We start from the raw sequence: 17,176 nt of genomic DNA, 5'->3' as shown, positions 1-17,176 counted from the left end.
GCCATCCGCATCTGCAATCCGAACGGCCGGGGCGACCCGGGCCGTTTTTCGTTGTGCGGTTTCGGGTGTCGCACCCGCCGGATCCGTCCTATAGGCGGACTCGTGCGATCGGGCGGTGCGTGCCGCTACGGAGCCCAATGACCTGCCTTTGGAGATTCACGTGATGTCGGACATGCGTCTCGTCGTCGTCGGAGCAGCCGGCCGCATGGGCCGCATGCTGGTGCGCGCCATCCACGACGCGCCGGGCTGCGTCCTTTCGGCCGCGATCGAGCGGCCCGGCTCGCCACATCTGGGCCAGGATGCCGGCCTGCTCGCCGGCCTGCCTGCCAATGCCGTTCCGATCACTGACGATGCGGCGGCGGCGTTCGCAGCGGGCGATGGCGTCCTTGATTTCACGACGCCGGAAGCGACCGTCGCCTTCGCAGCGCTGGCGGCACAGGCCCGCATCGCCCACATCGTCGGCACCACCGGTCTCGAACCCTCGCATCTGACGAAGCTTGCCGAGGCCGGGCGCGACACCGCCATCGTCCGTTCCGGCAATATGAGCCTCGGCGTCAACCTGCTCGCCGCGCTGGTGCGCAAGGTCGCGGCCACGCTGGGGACGGACTGGGACATCGAGATCGTCGAGATGCACCACCGCATGAAGGTCGATGCGCCTTCCGGTACGGCGGTGCTGCTCGGCGAGGCGGCCGCCGCAGGCCGCGAGGCCGATCTGGCGCAGCAGCGCGTCGCCGTGCGCGACGGACACACCGGGGCCCGCGTGCCCGGCACCATCGGCTTCGCCACGCTGCGCGGCGGCACCGTCGTCGGCGACCACAAGGTCGTTTTTGCTGGCACGGGCGAACGGCTCGAACTTGCCCATGTGGCGGAGGACCGCGGTTTGTTCGCGCAGGGTGCGGTCAAGGCTGCTCTCTGGGCGCGCGGGCGCCCGCCCGACCTCTATTCCATGGCCGATGTCCTCGGGCTCGACAGCCTCTGAGCGGAGGCTGCGATGACGCGCCTCGCCGTCGCGCCCGGCGTCGTCCACTGGCCCGGCTATCTCGGGCCTGAGGCCCAGGCTGCGCTCGTTGCGGATCTGCGTGCGGTCGCGACGAAGGCCCCCTTCTTCCAGCCGCGCATGCCGAAGACCGGCAAGCCCTTCTCGGTCCGCATGACGAATTGCGGTTCGCTCGGCTGGGTCTCGGACGAGACGGGCTATCGCTACCAGCCGCACCATCCGGTCACTGGCGAGCGCTGGCCGCCGATGCCGGATGTCCTGATGCAGACCTGGCGCGACCTCGCCGGCTATCCGCATGATCCCGAGGCCTGCCTCGTCAATTTCTATGCGGCCGATGCGCGGATGGGGCTGCACCAGGACCGCGACGAGCAGGATTTTGACGCGCCCGTGCTCTCGCTCTCGCTCGGCGACACCGCAGTCTTCCGCATCGGCGGCACGCAGCGCGGCGGCAAAACGGTCTCGCTGAAGTTGGCCTCGGGCGATGCGCTGCTCTTCGGCGGCGAGGCGCGGCTCGCCTATCACGGCATCGACCGCATCCTCGCGGGCTCGTCCGCGCTCCTGCCGCAGGGCGGGCGGATCAACCTGACCTTGCGCCGCGTGACGAAGTTGGTCGTTTGATAATCCGCTGCTGTCTAGGCCGAGTAGACGGCATACCTTCTTGTGATGAGCGAATCAGACGCTCAATCCACTCGTTGGCGATTCCGCCGTAGAGCGTCGCAAGTTTTTGATATTGTTGCGCAAGTTCAGTGCGACGCGCCTCTTGACTCGCATTCAGCTGCATGGCCTGTTCCTCCCGTGGCAAGACATTGCTAACAGGAGATTAATGAACGGTGAAGACGGCCACAGCCGATCAACAAGGAAATTTGCTGTTTCCAGAACTTCTCTTTGCTTTCGTTGCGCCAATAGGTGCGAATTTAGAATCCTCTATCGAGGCGCTGACGAAGCAGCTAAAAGTGCACGATTATCAGGTAGAGCCTATTAAGATATCTGATTTTTTCGATAAGCTGAAAAACAACATCAAACCCCAGGTTCCTTTGGAGAAATCTCCTGAACATCGGCGGTACGAAACTTATATTAAGTACGGAAATCAACTGCGAAGCGATTTTGATCGCGATTCAATATTAGCAGAACTCGCTGTTGCTGAAATTTGCGTGCGAAGGCTAAAAAAATTCCGGAAATCGGTGCCTCAGAAATAAGCTTATATACTTTTTCAATTCAAGAGATCAGAAGAAATAGAATTATTGAGAAACATTTATGGAAAGCTGTTTTTCCAAATATCGGTCTACAATCGAAGATCGGTAAGGGTTGATAATCTCGCAACGCAATTTGCCGCTGCTGACGCTTCGGGGGATAGCGGGCCTTACAGGGCTTTCGCAGAAAATCTAGTGTGCGTTGATGAGAACGAAATTGTTGATCGGCATGGGCAGAGAGTTTCAAAAATATTCCACGAGGCGGATTTTATTGTAAATGAAGACTCTGATGTCACTGTAGAGAAGCAGGTTGGGAGATTCGTCGATCTCGTATTTGGTGCAAATGATATATCCCCCACCCGCGTTGAATACGGGATGTTTCTTGCCCAAGCGGCGGCGTTACGTACAATTGATCTATCGCGGCAAGTGGGGGCTGCGATTCTTTCACCCGATTCTGAGATCATCACCCTAGGGTCTAACGAAGTTCCAAAAGCGGGTGGAGGTACATATTGGGAAGACAGTAAATTTGATGACCGTGAATATAAAAGGAAAGTTGATTCTAACGATAAACAAAAAGAAGCGATACTTAATGAGCTTCTTGATATATTGGGCGTCAGAAGCGAAGATATAGATCCGGTAAAGTTGAAATCCATATCTGAGAGCGCCTTGATGGGGGCGTTAGAGTATGGTCGAATTGTACATGCTGAAATGGGAGCGATAAGCGACGCCGCAAGACTTGGCAGGTCGGTGAGGGATGCCACACTATTTTGTACGACTTTTCCTTGTCATATGTGCGCAAAACACATTATAGCATCTGGTATAAAGGACGTCTGTTTTCTTGAGCCTTATCCGAAGAGTCTTGCTGCTACGCTGCATGGCGATTCAGTCCAAGTCGAAGGAATTGGGAGGGGAAAATATTCCAATTTTCCTGCAGTTAGATTTTTACATTTTTCAGGCATAACGCCGCGTCGATATGGTGAAATATTTAAAAGAGGCAAAAGAAAAGACGAAAAAGGTAAGTTTAAAAAGTGGAAAGAAGGATACGCGAGGCCGATAAATATTATAAAGCTACCATTTTATTTTGCCTTGGAGAATTTTGTTCTTAGAAACATAGAGGCGTCAATAAGCAATGAGGCGCTGAAGAGGATTGTGTTGCCAAAATCATTGCGCGCGGACTGATCATTCAGGCAGGCTCGGAAACGACCAGCCCAGCAGGATCGAGCCCGCGCGCAGGCCGAATCCCGCGGCCAACCCACCGAGCATGACGACGGGAGCGCTGAAGCCTAGCGTCGTCAGCACTGCGGTGGCACCGGCGCCCGCGGCGGCTGCGGTGACATAGAAATCCCGGCTCCACAGCACCATGGCGCGGTCGCCCGCCAGAATGTCGCGCAGGATACCGCCGAAGGAGGCGGTGACCGCTCCGAGCGCCACGGCCGAAAGCGGCGGTACGCCCGCCGCCAGCGCCTTCTGCGTGCCGGAGACGGCAAAAAGCGCTAGCCCCGCCGCGTCGGCCCAGATCAGCAGGCGCTTGGCACTCCAGCTGTCCATGCGGCCGGGGCGGAAATAGGCGATCGCCCATGCCACTAGGGCGACGGCGGTGCAGAGGATGACGCTCAGCGGCGCCTCGACCCAGGCGACGGGGCGGCCCAGCAGCAGGTCCCGCAGCGTGCCCCCGCCGACACCCGTGACGGTGGCGAGGAGGATGAAGCCAAACGGGTCCATGCCCTTGCGGGCTGCGACGAGGGCGCCGGTCAGCGCGAAGACGGCGACGCCGGCGGCCTCGATCACGGATCAGTGCGCAGTCGGGGTGGGGTCGCCGCCCTCGGTCGCCTGCGGCTTCGGTCCGCCGGCGGAGATGCCGACCAGGGCCGGGCGCAGCACGCGCTCGCCGATCTTGTACCCGGACTGCACGACCTTCGAGACGAGCCCCTTGGCGACCTCGGGATCGGGCGCTTCGAACATCGCCTGATGCATATTCGGGTCGAACTTCTCGCCAAGCGGGTCGATCTTGCGAACGCCATGGCGTTCCAGCGTCTTCAGGAGATCGCGCTCGGTCAGATCGACGCCCTCGATCAGGGCCTTGAGAGCGGGCTCCTCGGTGGAACGCGCGGTGTCCGGCAGGCTCTCGAGCGCGCGGCGCAGATTGTCCGCCGCACCCAGCATGTCGCGGGCGAAGCTCGTCACGGCATAGGTCTTGGCGTCGCCGATCTCGCGCTCGGTGCGGCGGCGAAGGTTTTCCATGTCGGCGAGCGTCCGCAGCAGCTTGTCCTTGAGATCGTCGCGCTCGGCCTCGATCTTCGCAAAATTCGCCTGGATGATCTCCTCGGGCGACAGCGTCGCGGTCTCGTCAACGGCGGGCTCGGCGTTCGGATTGTCCGTCGCAGGGTTCTGCGTCATGGCGTGTTCCAACTCTCGCAAATCATGGCCGTCGGCGATCGGGCGTGCCGTCGGCGTTCGTGGCCGATATCGGGCTTGTCGGGCCTTAAATCAAGCGCGGGCCGGTGCCCGCGCCCGCGTCGCCACTGCCTTCTCTCCCTCGGGCTCGAACACCTCGAGCAGCGCCTTGCGGATGGAGAGCTGCCGCGCGGTCGAGACGATCTTCGCATTGGTCAGGTCGGTGACATAGAAAACGTCGACCGCCTTCTCGCCGAATGTCGCGATATGGGCGGATGCGATGTTGAGGTTGAGCTTCCCGATCGCGGTGGTCAGGTCGTAGAGCAGGCCCGGCCGGTCGAGCCCCGCGATCTCCAGCACCGTGTGGCGGGCCGAGAGCACGTTGTCGATGATGACCTCGGGCGCGACCTGGAAGGTCTGGCCGCGTGGCGGCGGCGCCCGGCGCTGCGCGACGAGATCGGCGATCTTGATCTCCCCCTTCAGGGCCCGCTCGATCGCAGCCGCGATCCGCTCTGCACGGCGCAACTCGTCGTCGTCGCGGTCGAAGGCGCGCGAAACCGAGATCGTGTCGAGCACGAGCCCGTCGGTGGTGGTGAAGATCTGGGCGTCGACGATGTTGCCGCCCGATGCCGCGCAGGCGCCGGTGACGATGGCGAGCAGCCGTGGATGGTCGGGCGCGAGGATGGTGAGTTCGGTCACGCCGCGGAACTGGTCGGTCTCGACCAGCGTCGCGGTGGTGCGCCCTTCGGCCTCCGCGCGGGTCATGAAGCGGGCATGCTTCTCCTGCCGGCCGACATCGGTCTTGATCCAGTAGGCCGGGTAGTGCCGGGCGAGATAGGCGTCGCGTGCGGCGTCGCCCCAGTCCGAGAGCCGCTCCTTGAGGGCATCCTGCTTTTTCTCGACGCGCGCCTTGCGCTCGATCGCGGAATGGCCGCCGGCGAGCATGATCTCGGTCTCGTAATAGAGCGTGCGCAGGAGCTGGCCCTTCCAGCCGTTCCAGACGCCGGGGCCGACGGCCTTGATGTCGGCCACCGTCAGCACGAGCAGGAGCTTCAGCCGCTCCAGCGTCTGCACCGTCGCCGCGAAGTTCTCGATCGTCTTGGGGTCGCCCAGATCGCGGCTCTGCGCCACGGTCGACATGTCGAGATGGTGCTCGACGAGCCAGGCGACCGTTTCCGTCTGACCGTCGGTGAGGCCCAGCCGCGGCCCCAGCTTGCGGGCAATGCGCGCGCCGGCCACCGAATGATCCTCGAGCCGACCCTTGGCGACGTCGTGCAGGAACAGCGCGACATAGAGCGCGCGGCGATTGGTGACCGTAGGCATGATGCCATTGGCGAGGGGGTGCTCGGATTCCAGCACGCCCGCGTCGATCTCGGCGAGGACGCCGATGCTGCGAATGAGATGCTCGTCGACCGTATAGTGATGATACATGTTGAACTGCATCATCGCGACGACGCGGCCGAAATCCGGCACGAACTTGCCGAGGAGCCCGGATTCGTTCATCCGCCGCAGCACCGCTTCGGGCGAGCGCCGTGCCGTCAGGATCTCCAGGAAGATGCGGTTCGCCTCGGGGTCGTTGCGCAGTTGCGGCGTCACCAGCCGCAGCGACTGTGTCACCAGCCGGCTCGCATCGGGATGGATCGCGAGATCATCGCGGCTGGCGATCTCATAGAGCCGCAGCAGATTGACCGGGTCGCGCCGGAAGGCGTCGGGATCGACGACATTCAGGCGCTGGCTCTTCAGCGTGAAATCGGGATGGCCCAGCGCCCGTACGCGCTTGCGCTTGGCAAACGAGCCGAGCAGGCGCGAGAGCGATGCGCGCGGCTTCTGCTGCCGTGCCTCGAGCGCGGCGCAGACGATTGCGGTCAGGTCGCCGACATCCTTGGCGACGAGGAAATAGGCCTTCATGAAGCGTTCGACCGGCGCCTGGCCGCTGCGCCCGGCATAGCCGATCGCTGCCGCGACCTGTCGCTGCAGATCGAAGGACAGGCGCTCCTCGGCGCGGCCGGTGATGAAATGCATCCAGCAGCGCACACGCCAGAGAAACTCCTCCGAGCGCTGGAACATCAGCAGTTCCTTGCGGTCGAACAGCCCGGCTGCCACGAGCTCGCGCGCATCGTTGACGCGGTAGGCGTATTTGGCGATCCAGAACAGCGTGTTGAGATCGCGCAGGCCGCCCTTGCCGTCCTTGACGTTGGGCTCGACCAGGTAGCGCGAGGTGCCGGCGCGGCGGACGCGCGTCTCGCGCTCCTGCAGCTTCGCCTCGGTGAAGGCCGGGGCCGTGCCCTCGACGACCTCGCCGCCGAAGCGCCGTACCAAATCGTGGAACAGCAGCACGTCGCCCGCCACGAAGCGTGCTTCCAGCATCGCCGTGCGGATGGTCATGTCGGCGCGCGCCTCGCGCACGCAATCGTCGAGCGAGCGGACCGAGTGGCCGACCTTCAGCTTCAGGTCCCAGAGCGGATAGAGCATCGCCTCGACGACGCTCTCGCCCCAGGCCGTCTGCTTGTGCGGGAACAGGAAGAGCAGATCGACATCAGATCCCGGCGCGAGTGTGCCGCGGCCATAGCCGCCCACGGCCACGACGGCGATGCGCTCGGACTGGGACGGATTCTGCGCGGGGTAGAACAGCTCGGTCGCCGCCACATGGAGGCAGCCGACGATGCCATCCATTACGGCCGAGAGATGCTGGGCGCAGATCAACCCATGTCGCGGGCGCTGCAGCAGGCCGCGGGCGGAATCGAGCCCCTGGTCGAGGACGCCGCGCAGGGCCGCGACGAGGGCGGGGCGCGCCTGCGCCGAGGGCGCAGCGGCCACATCGGCCAGCAGCGGAGCCATGGCACGTCGCGGATTGGCGAGAACGGCGTCGAGTTCGAGAGCCGGCTGATCGGCAGAGGATGACACCAGCCCTAACCTCGCTTGCTGGGGTGCGCGGCGCTGGGCCGTTTGTGCTGGTTACCATGGGGACGAGATTCGCAAAGAAGTTTAAATAGCGGTCTTCGAACGTGAAATTATCTAATCAACGTTCCACGATGTCCTGTTTGACATACAGAACGAATGGACCTACAAGGCGGATACGCGCCGATTTGAGCCACCAGCTTGCGGGCGCGAAACAAGTGCAGCTAAAGCGTGGGGCATGGGCGCCAACCTGTCGCTCGGTCCCTTCGCGCATCGAAAGGACCGAGTATGACCATTTCCCGCCGTATCGCCCTGGCTGGCCTCGCCGCCTCCTTCGTTCTTTCCGCCGGACAGACCTTCGCCCAAGCGCCGAAGGAAATCCGCATCGATTTCGCGACCTATAATCCCGTCAGCCTCGTGCTGAAGGACAGCGGCATCCTCGAAAAGGCGCTGGCCGCCGACGGCATCACCGTGCGCTGGGTTCAGTCCGCCGGCTCCAACAAGGCGCTGGAGTTCCTCAACGCCGGCTCGCTCGACTTCGGCTCGACCGCCGGCGCCGCCGCGCTGATCGGCAAGATCAACGGCAACCCGATCAAGTCGATCTATGTCTATTCGCGGCCGGAATGGACGGCGCTCGTCACCGGCGCCAAGAGCGACATCACCAAGGTCGCGGACCTCAAGGGCAAGCGCGTCGCCGTCACCCGCGGCACCGATCCTCACATCTTCCTCGTCCGGGCGCTGGCCGAGGCCAAGCTGACGGAGAAGGACGTCAAGCTCGTCCTCCTGCAGCATGCCGACGGGCGCCTGGCGCTGGAGCGCGGCGATGTCGATGCCTGGGCCGGTCTCGACCCGCTGATGGCCGCCGCCGAGGTCGAGAGCGGCGCCAGGCTGTTCCATCGCAAGGCCGCCGACAACACCTGGGGCGTGCTCAACGTTCGCGAAGCCTTTGCCAAGGACAATCCGTCGCTCGTGCGCAAGGTGCTGGCGGCCTATGAGGAGGCGCGCGCCTATGCGCTCGCCAACCCGGCCGAGCTGAAGAAGACGCTGGTCGGCTATACCAAGCTGTCCGACGCGGTCATCGAGCGGCAGCTCACCCGCACCGAACTGACGCATTCCACGATCGGGCAGGCGCAGGCCGACACCATCGTCGCGGCTGGGCTCGCGCTGCAGGAGGCGGGCGTGCTCCCCGCCACCACCAATGTGAAGGCTGTGGTCGACGATCTGCTCGACCGCCGCTTTGCCGTCACCAACTGACGCCTGAACGGCATCGGATGAGCGCGCTCGGCATCGAGACGGCAGGGCTGGGCGAGCAGGGCGGCCCCGCCCGGCCTCGGCCCCGTCGGTCCGGCCTGGCGTTGGCGGGGTTCGCGCTGCCGGTCCTTCTGGCTGTGCTGTGGGAGGTCGCTGTCAGGACCGGCTTCGCCAATGGGCGCCTGATGCCGCCACCGAGCGTGGTCGGTGCCACGCTGTGGTCGCTGGCCGTCTCGGGCGAACTCTTCACCCATGCCGCGGCGACGCTCTGGCGCGTCGCAGCCGGGTTTGCTCTCGGCGCGGCGATGGGCACCTTGCTCGGCGCCATCACCGGGGCGCTTCCGGTGGTGCGCGGCCTGATCGACCCGACGCTGCAGGCCCTGCGCGCCATCCCCTCGATCGCCTGGGTGCCGCTCTTCATCCTCTGGCTCGGCATCTTCGAGGCGTCGAAAGTGGCGCTGATCGCGGTCGGCGTGTTCTTCCCGGTCTATCTCGGCGTCGCCGCGGCGATCCAGGGCATCGACCGCAAGATCGTCGAGGTCGGTCGCGTCTTCCGGCTCGGGCGGCTGGCGATGACGCGACGGGTGCTGCTGCCGGCGATCCTGCCGGCCTGGATCACGGCGCTGCGCTCGGGGCTGGGGCTGGGCTTCATGTTCGTGGTCGCGGCCGAGATCATGGGCGCCAGCGAAGGCCTCGGCTACCTCCTCGTCGACGGCCAGCAGCTCGGCCGGCCCGACACCATCATCGCGGCCATCATCAGCTTCGCTGTCCTCGGCAAGCTGGCCGACAGCCTCCTCGTCGCCCTGACGCGGCCGGTTCTCGCCTGGCAGGACACGGCCCGCGACAAACTCTGAGAAAGTCCTCGATGCTGAGCTTCGAGACCCTGTCGAAAACCTATGCTGACGGCACGCAGGCCCTGTCGGCCGTCACGCTCGATGTCGCGCAAGGCGAGATCCTGGCATTGGTCGGCGGCTCCGGCTGCGGCAAGACCACGCTGCTGCGGCTGATCGCCGGCCTCGACCGTCCGAGCGCGGGACGCATCCTGCTCGATGGCGAAGCGATCGCCGAACCGCGTGCCGATGTCGGCGTGATCTTCCAGGAGCCGCGCCTCTTTCCCTGGCTCTCGGTCGCCGAGAATGTCGGCTTCGGCCTGTCGCATCTCTCGGCCTTCGAGCGCGAGGGGCTGGTCACCAATGCCCTCGTTCGGGTTGGGCTCGGCGGGCATGACCGGCGCTGGCCCCGCGAACTCTCCGGCGGCCAGCAGCAGCGGGTCGCCATCGCCCGCGCCCTCGTCACGCGCCCCAAGCTGCTGCTGATGGATGAGCCCTTTTCGGCGCTCGACGCCACCACCCGCGCCAGCCTCCATGGCCATCTCCTTGCCCTGTGGGGCGAGAGCCGGCCCACCGTCGTCATGGTCACCCATGATGTCGAGGAGGCGGTGACGCTGGCGGACCGGATCGTGGTGATGCAGCCCAAGCCCGGCCGCATCTTCGACGAATTCGACAACCCGCTCGCCCGCCCGCGCGATCGGCTCTCCCCTGCCTTTGAGGCGGCCAAGCGCGAGGTGCTGCGCAGCCTCGACCGCTCGCTGCGCGATGAGGCCCCGCACCAGCAGAAGGCCGCCGAGACCGCGGGGATGTGGTGGTGAGCTGCACTGTGGCGCACGGCTTTCCGATGGCCTGCGATGGCGAGAGCCTTTATCAGCGATCCCGACCGGCTCATTCGACTTGAGGTTCTGACACCATGGACGTCACCGCTCTCCGCGCCCTGCAGGCCCCGCTCAAGGATTCCTATCGCTCCGACCCCGGCGCAGCCGTCGTCACCCTGAAGGCCAAGGGCGAGCTCGACGATCAGCACATCGCCTGCAAGGTCGAGACCGGCCGTGCGATCGCGCTCGCGGGACTGCACCCGGCCACCGGCGGCTCGGGCGCCGAACTCTGCTCGGGCGACATGCTGCTGGAGGCGCTCGTCGCCTGCGCCGGGGTGACGCTGAAGGCGGTTGCCACCGCGCTCGAGATCGAGCTCAAGAAGGGCATTGTCCATGCCGAGGGCGATCTCGACTTCCGCGGCACGCTCGGCGTCGCCAAGGATGCCGCCGTCGGGTTCAAGGCGATCCGGCTGTCCTTCGAGGTCGAGACCGACGCGCCGCAGGAGAAGCTCGACACGCTGCTGAAGCTGACCGAGCGCTACTGCGTCGTCTTCCAGACGCTCAACGTGAAGCCCGAGCTCAGCGCGACCCTGTCGGTCGCCTGACCGCCGTCCGCTCACTCGGCGGCCTTCCTGAGGGCCAGCCCCTCGGCGAAGGGCAGCGTCGGCTCGCCCTTCGCCTCGTCGAAATCGAGCGCCACGATGCGCTCGCCGCGGCCCACAATCTTGCCCGCTGAGGTCCGCAGCCCCGCGACATCGTCCTGCGCCTGGCGGAAATGCAGGTCGAGCTTCTCGGCCCGCTCGCCGAGCCGCCGGACATCCGCCAGCAGCTTGCCGACCTCGCTCTGGATCACCTGAGCCTCCTCGCGCATCCGTGCATCGCGCACCAGCGACTGCATCAGCTGGATCGCCAGTGCCAGCAGCGAGGGCGAGACGATCATGATCCGGGCGCGATGCGCCTTCTGGATCACGTCGTCGAAATGCTCGTGCAGATCGGCATGGATCGACTCCGACGGCACGAAGAGCAGCGCGAGGTCCTGCGTCTCGCCGGGCAGGAAATAACGCTCGGCGATGTCCTTCACATGCACGCCGACATCGTTGCGCACCCGGGCAGCGGCCACCTTGCGCGCCTCCTCGCCGCGGGCCTCGCGCAATTGCGTGAAGCTCTCCAGCGGGAACTTGGCGTCGATGACGAGACCGCGCCCGTCGCCCGGCAGCGTCACCAGGCAATCGGGCCGCTTGCCGTTGGAAAGCTGCGGCTGGAAGGCGAAGAAGGCGCCGGGCAGCCCGTCCCGGATGATCGCCTCCATCCGGCCCTGGCCATAGGCGCCGCGCGCCTGCTTATTGGCGAGCACGTCGCGCAGCGTCACCACCTCGGAGGTGAGGTTGGTCAGGTTCTTCTGGGCGCTGTCGATCACCGCCAGCCGCTCCTGCAGCCGGCCGAGGCTCTCGCTGGTCTGGCGGACATTCTGCTCCAGCCCTTGGCCGACCTGGTGGCGCAGTCCCTCCATCCGGTCGGCGACGAGGCGCGCGAGATCGCCCTGCCGCGTCGAGAGGATCTCGGCCATGGACTGCATCCGGCCGGTCAGCTCCGCCTGGAGGCGGTTCATCTCGGCGACCTTGTCGTCGGTCTCGCGGGCGCGCTCTGCGGCGATCAGCGCCTCCAGCGCCCGCCGCCGGCTGCCGCGCCAGGCGGAGAGCGCCAGCAGCAGGAGCAGGCCCAGCGTCGCCCCGCCGAAGCCGAGCGCAGCCTGCGCCCAGGTCACAGGCCGGTCGAGAAGGATGAAGGCGATCTCTGTCATCCCGTCAGGATAACCGATTCGGGTGAATCAATTCGAACGAAAGCGGAACGGTTTGACCCACGCGGCGCGAGCGCTTATGTGGCCGGTTCATCATCCGAAAACCGCGCAGACACAGCTCCATGGCCATCCGCCCGCTCGTCATCCTGCCAGACGCCCAGCTCCGGCTGGTCTCCACCCCGGTGGCCGAGATCACGCCCGAGATCCGCACGCTCGTCGCTGACATGTTCGAGACGATGTATGACGCGCCGGGCATCGGTCTCGCCGCCATCCAGATCGGCGTGCCCTGGCGCGTGGTGACGCTCGATGTCGCCAAGAGGGCGCCCGAGCCGGCTGCGGAAGAGGAGCCGGCCGAGGCCGACACCGATGGCTCCCAGGAGAAGCGCGACCGCCAGCCGCGCAATCCGATCGCCTTCATCAATCCGGAGATCACCTGGTCCTCGGAGGAGCGCAGCGTTTATGAAGAGGGCTGCCTCTCGATCCCGGAATATTACGAGGAGGTCGAGCGCCCGGCTTCGGTCAGGGTCGCCTACACCGATCTCGACGGAAAGCGGCAGGAGATCGAGGCCGACGGTCTGCTCGCAACCTGCATCCAGCACGAGATCGACCATCTCAACGGCGTGCTGTTCATCGACCATCTCTCGCGCCTCAAGCGCGAGCGCGTCACCAAGCGCTTCGCCAAGCAGGCGCGGCGCGAGGGGTGACGCAACGGCGTTAATTCGTTCCGCGGCCCTCATCCTGAGGAGCGCTCGGCACGAGCGCGTCTCGAAGGATGCTCCTGATGGTTCCGGAGCCTCCTGGACCATCCTTCGAGACGCCGCTTCGCGGCTCCTCAGGATGAGGGCTCAGATGATCAGGCGGCGGGCCATCCCTGCCCAGTTGAGGTAGTATCCAGCGTATGAGTTTGCGCGTCATCTTCATGGGCACGCCCGATTTCGCGGTGCCGACCCTGACCGAGATCATCGGCCAGGGCCACGAGGTCGTCAGCTGCTACACCCGCGCCCCGGCCCAGGCCGGCCGTGGCCTCGAACTGAAGCCGTCGCCGGTCCATAGGGCGGCCGAGCGGTTCGGTATCCCCGTCTTCACGCCGTCGACCCTGAAGACGCCCGATGTGGCCGAGCAGATCGCCTCTCATCAGGCCGATGTCGCGGTCGTCGTCGCCTATGGGATGATCCTGCCGCAGGCGATCCTCGACATTCCGGAGCTCGGCTGCCTGAACCTGCATGCCTCGCTGCTGCCGCGCTGGCGCGGCGCCGCGCCGATCCAGCGCGCCGTCATGGCCGGCGATGCCGAAAGCGGCGTCTGCGTGATGAAGATGGAAGCCGGCCTCGACACCGGCCCCGTCGGCATGGTTGAGCGGCTGGAGATCGGCCCCGACATGACCTCCGGAGAGCTGCACGACCGGCTGGCGCCGCTCGGCGCCGATCTCATGGTCCGCGCACTCGCCGCGCTCGGCCGGGGCGGCTTGCGTTTTACGCCGCAGCCGGAGGAGGGCGTGACCTACGCCGCCAAGATCGCCAATGCCGAGGCGAAGCTGAACTGGGGCCGCCCGGCCCGGCAGGTTCACGATCTTGTCCGCGGGCTCGCCCCCTTTCCGGGCGCCTTCGCCGATGTCGATCTCGGCAAGGGCCCGGAGCGGCTCAAGGTCCTGCGCACGGCGCTTGCGGGCGGCGCGGCCGAGCCCGGCATGCTGCTGGACGAGGAGGGCACTGTCGCCTGTGCGGAAGGGGCGGTGAAGCTGCTTCAGGTCCAGCGCGCCGGCGGGCGGCCCATCAGCGGCGCCGAGTTCCTGCGCGGGGCGCGGCTTGCTGCCGGCCACAAGCTCTGATGCCGCGCTACAAGCTCGTCATCGAATATGACGGCACGCCCTTTTCGGGCTGGCAGCGGCAGCTCAACGGCCCCTCCGTGCAGCAGAGCGTCGAGGAGGCGATTCAAGCCTTCTGCAATCATCCTGTCAGGCTGCACTGCGCCGGGCGCACCGATGCCGGCGTCCACGCCACCCATCAGGTCGTCCATGTCGATCTGGAGAAGGAGTGGCGCACGGATGTGGTCCGCGACGCCAGCAACGCCCGCCTCAAGCGCCTCCCCGTCGCCGTCTGCAGCGCCGAGGCCGTGTCCGACGAATTCGACGCGCGCATCTCGGCGAAGCGGCGCTACTACATCTACCGCATCCTCGATCGGCGCGCCCAGCCGGCGCTCGACCGTGACCGGCTCTGGCACGTACCGGTGAAGCTCGATCACGAGGCGATGGATCGCGCCGGCAAGGCCCTGCTCGGGCATCACGACTTCACCACCTTCCGCGCCGCCGAGTGCCAGGCCAACAGCCCGATGCGGACGCTCGACCGGCTCGACGTCCGGCGCGAGGGCGACGAGATCGTGGTCTACGCCCATGCCCGCTCCTTCCTGCACCATCAGGTCCGCTCGATCGTCGGATGCCTGAAGATGGTCGGCGCGGGGCGCTGGCCCGAGAACAAGCTTGGCAAGGTGCTGGCGGCGCGCGACCGGTCGCAATGCGCGGCGCTGGCGCCGCCCTGCGGGCTCTATCTCGCCGGCGTGGACTACTGACCCCGTCCCGGCGGCGCGTGGCTCAGCCCAGCAGCCCGAACAGCCGCAGGACCGCGTAATCGGCGATGACGCTCGCAAGCACGACCGGCGCCGCGACCCGGCTCGCCGCACCGAAAGCGGCCCTGGCAACGCAATAGCGCAGGCGCAGCACGATCACCGCAAACGCGATCATCTGGACGAACGCGATGTCGTCATTCGACCAGCCGATCGCGAAAACCGTCGCAGGCACGGCCATCAGGCTGGCGGAAACGATGCCCGCCCAGTTCCAGGCGATGACGAAGCTGGTGAAACGCTGCGCCCGGACCAGGTTCGGCGCCAGGACGATCAGCAGTGCCGGCACAGCCAGGATGCTGGCGAGCCCCGCGGTCATGACCGCCAGAGCGAGCGCGGGGGACTCGAACAGCCCCTCCGTGTTCGGCAGGCCGGCATGGAGGCGCACCGCCGCGAGGATCGCGATGGTCGCCGGCAGCATCAGGGCCAGCGCCAGATAGGAGCGCCAGAAGCCCTCCCGCGACAGGTCGAGTTCGTCGAGCGCGGCTTCGCCGCGCGTCATCAACTGCCAGGAACCGCGCAGCGAGCGCGCGACATCGTCGGTGGCCAGCCCCATGATGAGATCCTCTTAGACTTTCGTCTAAGACGACTATCAGGCCCGGAAGTTCCGGCGTCAAGCCGTATGCTGCGCTGCAAAATACGTCTGGAGCAGCCGGCGGGTGATGGATTCGAGGGTCAGCAGGTCCGCGACCGCGACGCGTTCGTTGACCTGATGCATCGTCTGGCCAACGACGCCGTATTCCACGACCCGGGCAGTAGCTCTTGATGAAGCGCGCATCCGAGGTGCCGCCCGTCGTCGACAGGGCCGGCCGTCGCCCGGTCTCGGCCTCGACGGCATCGGCGACCATCGCCACGAAGGGGCCGGGTTCGGTCAGGAAGGCGACCGCATTGGTCGGCTCGAAGACGATCTCGTAGCGAACGCTGTTGCCGGCGGCGTCGCGCAACCGCCTCTCGATCTCGGCCGCCAGCGTGTCCGGTGTCCAGACATCATTGAAGCGGATGTTGAAGACGGCCCTGGCCTGGGCGGGCACGACATTTGTCGCCGGATTGCCGACGTCGAGCGTCGTCACTTCGAGATTGCTCGGGTCGAAATGCGCGGTGCCGGTGTCGAGCGGCGAAGCTTCCAGCGCCGCCAGCAGCCGCACCATCCCGCGGATCGGGTTCTCCGCGAGATGCGGGTAGCCGACATGGCCTTGCTTGCCATGGACAGTGAGGCGCCCCGTCAGGGAGCCGCGCCGCCCGATCTTGATCATGTCGCTCATCGTCGCCGGATTGGTCGGCTCGCCGAGCAGGCAATGGTCGAAGCGCTCGCCACGGGCATGGGCCCATTCGAGCAGCTTGACGGTGCCGTTCACCGCCGGCCCTTCCTCGTCGCCCGTGACGAGGAAGGCGATCGAGCCCGGCGCGTCCGGGTTCTCGCGGCGGAACCGCAGCGCCGCGGCGATCATGGCAGCGAGGCCGCCCTTCATGTCGCAGGCCCCGCGCCCATGCAGCACGCCGTCGCTGATGGTTCCGCCGAAGGGGTCGCGCGTCCAGGCGCCGGCGTCTCCGACCGGCACGACATCGGTATGGCCGGCGATGACGAAGACGGGGGCCTCACGGCCGATCCGGGCGTAGAGATTCTCGACATCGGGCGTGCCGGGAGCCGAAAAGACCGGCCGCTCGATGGTAAAGCCCTCGGATGCCAGCACCTCGGCGATGAGGGCCAGTGCGCCACCCTCGGTCGGCGTGACCGAGGGGCAGCGGACCAGCGCCTGCGTCAGCGCGACGGGGTCGAGGGGATCGAGGGCGAGCGGGAAGCGGGGCTGTGTGTCCATGCGCCCGCTTTAGCATCGGGCCCGTCCGCCGCAAGCGGCTCGCGCTCCCGAGCCGAGGGCATCAGGCCGAGATCGACCAGCGCAAACAGCCAGGCGATCACCGAAATGGTTTCGAGGGAGGGCGCCCAGGCGATCGGCATCAGGGGCCGCAACTGCCCGGGCAGCACGATCGCGCAGATCAGGATGATGCCGTAGAGGCCGCTGCTGCCGCGGTCGGTGGCGCGCTTGGCCGCCAGCGCCGCCCAGGGGAAGAGGGCGAAGGCATGCGCGAAGGCCACGGCCTGCTCGGCACGATAGCCGAAGAGCGACGGCGCGACCCGCTGGATGCCGAACAGGGCGAGCGCGACGACGGCGCTGCCGAGCCAGAAGCGGCCAAGGCCGATGCGTCCGTCAAAATCGGTGAGCAGGCGGAAAAGGTTCATCGATCAGGCTCCGATGCCACCGTTGTGGCATGCCGATCCGCGGCCCGAAAGGATATGGTGAATAAAAGGTTAACGCGTTGATTCGGGCCGATCCGCGAAAGAGCTTGAACGAGGCCGGCTGCCCCGTTAGCTGCGACGTAAGGAG

Annotated in this window: 17 protein-coding genes and 1 pseudogene; 11 read left to right on the top strand and 7 right to left on the bottom strand. The window is 65.9% G+C overall.

The window, feature by feature from the left end:
* The first annotated feature begins 172 nt into the window (after nucleotides 1–172).
* From dapB to ABIE41_RS00220, 4 genes are all read left to right on the top strand, one after another.
* Nucleotides 173–979 (top strand): 4-hydroxy-tetrahydrodipicolinate reductase, encoded by an 807-nt coding sequence (dapB, locus tag ABIE41_RS00235; RefSeq protein ID WP_192645274.1) that lies wholly within the window; start codon nucleotides 173–175, stop codon nucleotides 977–979.
* 12 nt (nucleotides 980–991) lie between these two features.
* A complete protein-coding gene (locus ABIE41_RS00230; protein ID WP_192645241.1) occupies nucleotides 992–1,615 on the top strand; it encodes an alpha-ketoglutarate-dependent dioxygenase AlkB family protein in 624 nt (207 codons plus the stop codon).
* Nucleotides 1,616–1,827: 212 nt separating this feature from the next.
* The gene (locus ABIE41_RS00225; protein WP_354191471.1) at nucleotides 1,828–2,193 is read left to right on the top strand and encodes a hypothetical protein; all 366 of its coding nucleotides are present in this window, start codon (nucleotides 1,828–1,830) and stop codon (nucleotides 2,191–2,193) included.
* 45 nt (nucleotides 2,194–2,238) lie between these two features.
* The gene (locus ABIE41_RS00220; RefSeq protein WP_354191469.1) at nucleotides 2,239–3,366 is read left to right on the top strand and encodes a deaminase; all 1,128 of its coding nucleotides are present in this window, start codon (nucleotides 2,239–2,241) and stop codon (nucleotides 3,364–3,366) included.
* Here ABIE41_RS00220 and ABIE41_RS00215 read toward each other — a convergent pair whose 3' ends face one another.
* The 3 genes from ABIE41_RS00215 to ABIE41_RS00205 form a co-directional block, all read right to left on the bottom strand.
* Nucleotides 3,367–3,975: a trimeric intracellular cation channel family protein gene (locus tag ABIE41_RS00215; protein ID WP_210321122.1), complete on the bottom strand. Its 609-nt coding sequence runs from the start codon at nucleotides 3,973–3,975 to the stop codon at nucleotides 3,367–3,369.
* Nucleotides 3,976–3,978: 3 nt separating this feature from the next.
* Nucleotides 3,979–4,584, bottom strand: a complete 606-nt coding sequence (grpE, locus tag ABIE41_RS00210; RefSeq protein WP_192645242.1) for a nucleotide exchange factor GrpE — start codon at nucleotides 4,582–4,584, stop codon at nucleotides 3,979–3,981.
* A gap of 90 nt (nucleotides 4,585–4,674) precedes the next feature.
* Nucleotides 4,675–7,419: a [protein-PII] uridylyltransferase gene (locus tag ABIE41_RS00205; protein ID WP_192645275.1), complete on the bottom strand. Its 2,745-nt coding sequence runs from the start codon at nucleotides 7,417–7,419 to the stop codon at nucleotides 4,675–4,677.
* A gap of 348 nt (nucleotides 7,420–7,767) precedes the next feature.
* On the opposite strand from ABIE41_RS00205, the gene ABIE41_RS00200 reads away from it, so the two are divergent.
* The 4 genes from ABIE41_RS00200 to ABIE41_RS00185 all read left to right on the top strand — a co-directional run bounded on the left by ABIE41_RS00200 (nucleotide 7,768) and on the right by ABIE41_RS00185 (nucleotide 10,983).
* Complete coding sequence (locus tag ABIE41_RS00200) at nucleotides 7,768–8,733, top strand: aliphatic sulfonate ABC transporter substrate-binding protein (RefSeq protein WP_192645243.1); 966 nt, start codon at nucleotides 7,768–7,770, stop codon at nucleotides 8,731–8,733.
* 17 nt (nucleotides 8,734–8,750) lie between these two features.
* Complete coding sequence (locus tag ABIE41_RS00195; protein ID WP_192645244.1) at nucleotides 8,751–9,584, top strand: ABC transporter permease; 834 nt, start codon at nucleotides 8,751–8,753, stop codon at nucleotides 9,582–9,584.
* A gap of 11 nt (nucleotides 9,585–9,595) precedes the next feature.
* On the top strand, nucleotides 9,596–10,378 hold the full coding sequence (locus ABIE41_RS00190; protein WP_192645245.1) for an ABC transporter ATP-binding protein: 783 nt from the start codon (nucleotides 9,596–9,598) through the stop codon (nucleotides 10,376–10,378).
* Nucleotides 10,379–10,473: 95 nt separating this feature from the next.
* Nucleotides 10,474–10,983 carry an OsmC family protein gene (locus ABIE41_RS00185; RefSeq protein WP_192645246.1) on the top strand — a complete coding sequence of 170 codons (510 nt, stop codon included), beginning with the start codon at nucleotides 10,474–10,476 and terminating at the stop codon, nucleotides 10,981–10,983.
* Between the two features lie 11 nt (nucleotides 10,984–10,994).
* Here the strand turns inward: ABIE41_RS00185 and ABIE41_RS00180 are convergent, their stop codons facing one another.
* A complete protein-coding gene (locus ABIE41_RS00180) occupies nucleotides 10,995–12,179 on the bottom strand; it encodes a DNA recombination protein RmuC (protein ID WP_192645247.1) in 1,185 nt (394 codons plus the stop codon).
* A gap of 119 nt (nucleotides 12,180–12,298) precedes the next feature.
* Between ABIE41_RS00180 and def the strand changes: the two genes are divergently transcribed.
* The 3 genes from def to truA all read left to right on the top strand — a co-directional run bounded on the left by def (nucleotide 12,299) and on the right by truA (nucleotide 14,741).
* On the top strand, nucleotides 12,299–12,880 hold the full coding sequence (gene def, locus ABIE41_RS00175) for a peptide deformylase (RefSeq protein ID WP_192645248.1): 582 nt from the start codon (nucleotides 12,299–12,301) through the stop codon (nucleotides 12,878–12,880).
* Between the two features lie 194 nt (nucleotides 12,881–13,074).
* Nucleotides 13,075–14,004 (top strand): methionyl-tRNA formyltransferase, encoded by a 930-nt coding sequence (gene fmt, locus ABIE41_RS00170; protein ID WP_192645249.1) that lies wholly within the window; start codon nucleotides 13,075–13,077, stop codon nucleotides 14,002–14,004.
* Nucleotides 14,004–14,741 carry a tRNA pseudouridine(38-40) synthase TruA gene (gene truA, locus ABIE41_RS00165; RefSeq protein ID WP_192645250.1) on the top strand — a complete coding sequence of 246 codons (738 nt, stop codon included), beginning with the start codon at nucleotides 14,004–14,006 and terminating at the stop codon, nucleotides 14,739–14,741. Before fmt ends, truA begins: the two co-directional genes overlap by 1 nt.
* 22 nt (nucleotides 14,742–14,763) lie before the next feature.
* Here the strand turns inward: truA and ABIE41_RS00160 are convergent, their stop codons facing one another.
* The 3 genes and pseudogenes from ABIE41_RS00160 to ABIE41_RS00150 form a co-directional block, all read right to left on the bottom strand.
* Nucleotides 14,764–15,348: a hypothetical protein gene (locus tag ABIE41_RS00160; protein WP_192645251.1), complete on the bottom strand. Its 585-nt coding sequence runs from the start codon at nucleotides 15,346–15,348 to the stop codon at nucleotides 14,764–14,766.
* Between the two features lie 57 nt (nucleotides 15,349–15,405).
* Nucleotides 15,406–16,609: pseudogene (dapE, locus tag ABIE41_RS00155) on the bottom strand (succinyl-diaminopimelate desuccinylase).
* Nucleotides 16,552–17,031 (bottom strand): DUF805 domain-containing protein, encoded by a 480-nt coding sequence (locus ABIE41_RS00150; RefSeq protein WP_192645253.1) that lies wholly within the window; start codon nucleotides 17,029–17,031, stop codon nucleotides 16,552–16,554. The pseudogene dapE and the gene ABIE41_RS00150 overlap by 58 nt, the downstream one beginning before the upstream one ends.
* Nucleotides 17,032–17,176: the final 145 nt, after the last annotated feature.

The organism is Bosea sp. OAE506 (assembly GCF_040546595.1).
Taxonomy (GTDB): Bacteria; Pseudomonadota; Alphaproteobacteria; order Rhizobiales; family Beijerinckiaceae; genus Allobosea.
This window is presented reverse-complemented; position numbering and strand designations above follow the sequence as displayed.

What these genes read in the sequence shown, in the direction of transcription:
- ABIE41_RS00195 (WP_192645244.1), top strand. Translation starts at nt 8,751, where the DNA reads ATGAGCGCGCTCGGCATCGAGACGGCAGGGCTGGGCGAGCAGGGCGGC.
- fmt (WP_192645249.1), top strand. Translation starts at nt 13,075, where the DNA reads ATGAGTTTGCGCGTCATCTTCATGGGCACGCCCGATTTCGCGGTGCCG.
- def (WP_192645248.1), top strand. Translation starts at nt 12,299, where the DNA reads ATGGCCATCCGCCCGCTCGTCATCCTGCCAGACGCCCAGCTCCGGCTG.
- ABIE41_RS00205 (WP_192645275.1), bottom strand. Translation starts at nt 7,419, where the DNA reads ATGGCTCCGCTGCTGGCCGATGTGGCCGCTGCGCCCTCGGCGCAGGCG.
- grpE (WP_192645242.1), bottom strand. Translation starts at nt 4,584, where the DNA reads ATGACGCAGAACCCTGCGACGGACAATCCGAACGCCGAGCCCGCCGTT.
- ABIE41_RS00185 (WP_192645246.1), top strand. Translation starts at nt 10,474, where the DNA reads ATGGACGTCACCGCTCTCCGCGCCCTGCAGGCCCCGCTCAAGGATTCC.
- ABIE41_RS00190 (WP_192645245.1), top strand. Translation starts at nt 9,596, where the DNA reads ATGCTGAGCTTCGAGACCCTGTCGAAAACCTATGCTGACGGCACGCAG.
- dapB (WP_192645274.1), top strand. Translation starts at nt 173, where the DNA reads ATGCGTCTCGTCGTCGTCGGAGCAGCCGGCCGCATGGGCCGCATGCTG.
- ABIE41_RS00150 (WP_192645253.1), bottom strand. Translation starts at nt 17,031, where the DNA reads ATGAACCTTTTCCGCCTGCTCACCGATTTTGACGGACGCATCGGCCTT.
- ABIE41_RS00200 (WP_192645243.1), top strand. Translation starts at nt 7,768, where the DNA reads ATGACCATTTCCCGCCGTATCGCCCTGGCTGGCCTCGCCGCCTCCTTC.
- ABIE41_RS00180 (WP_192645247.1), bottom strand. Translation starts at nt 12,179, where the DNA reads ATGACAGAGATCGCCTTCATCCTTCTCGACCGGCCTGTGACCTGGGCG.
- ABIE41_RS00230 (WP_192645241.1), top strand. Translation starts at nt 992, where the DNA reads ATGACGCGCCTCGCCGTCGCGCCCGGCGTCGTCCACTGGCCCGGCTAT.
- truA (WP_192645250.1), top strand. Translation starts at nt 14,004, where the DNA reads ATGCCGCGCTACAAGCTCGTCATCGAATATGACGGCACGCCCTTTTCG.
- ABIE41_RS00160 (WP_192645251.1), bottom strand. Translation starts at nt 15,348, where the DNA reads ATGGGGCTGGCCACCGACGATGTCGCGCGCTCGCTGCGCGGTTCCTGG.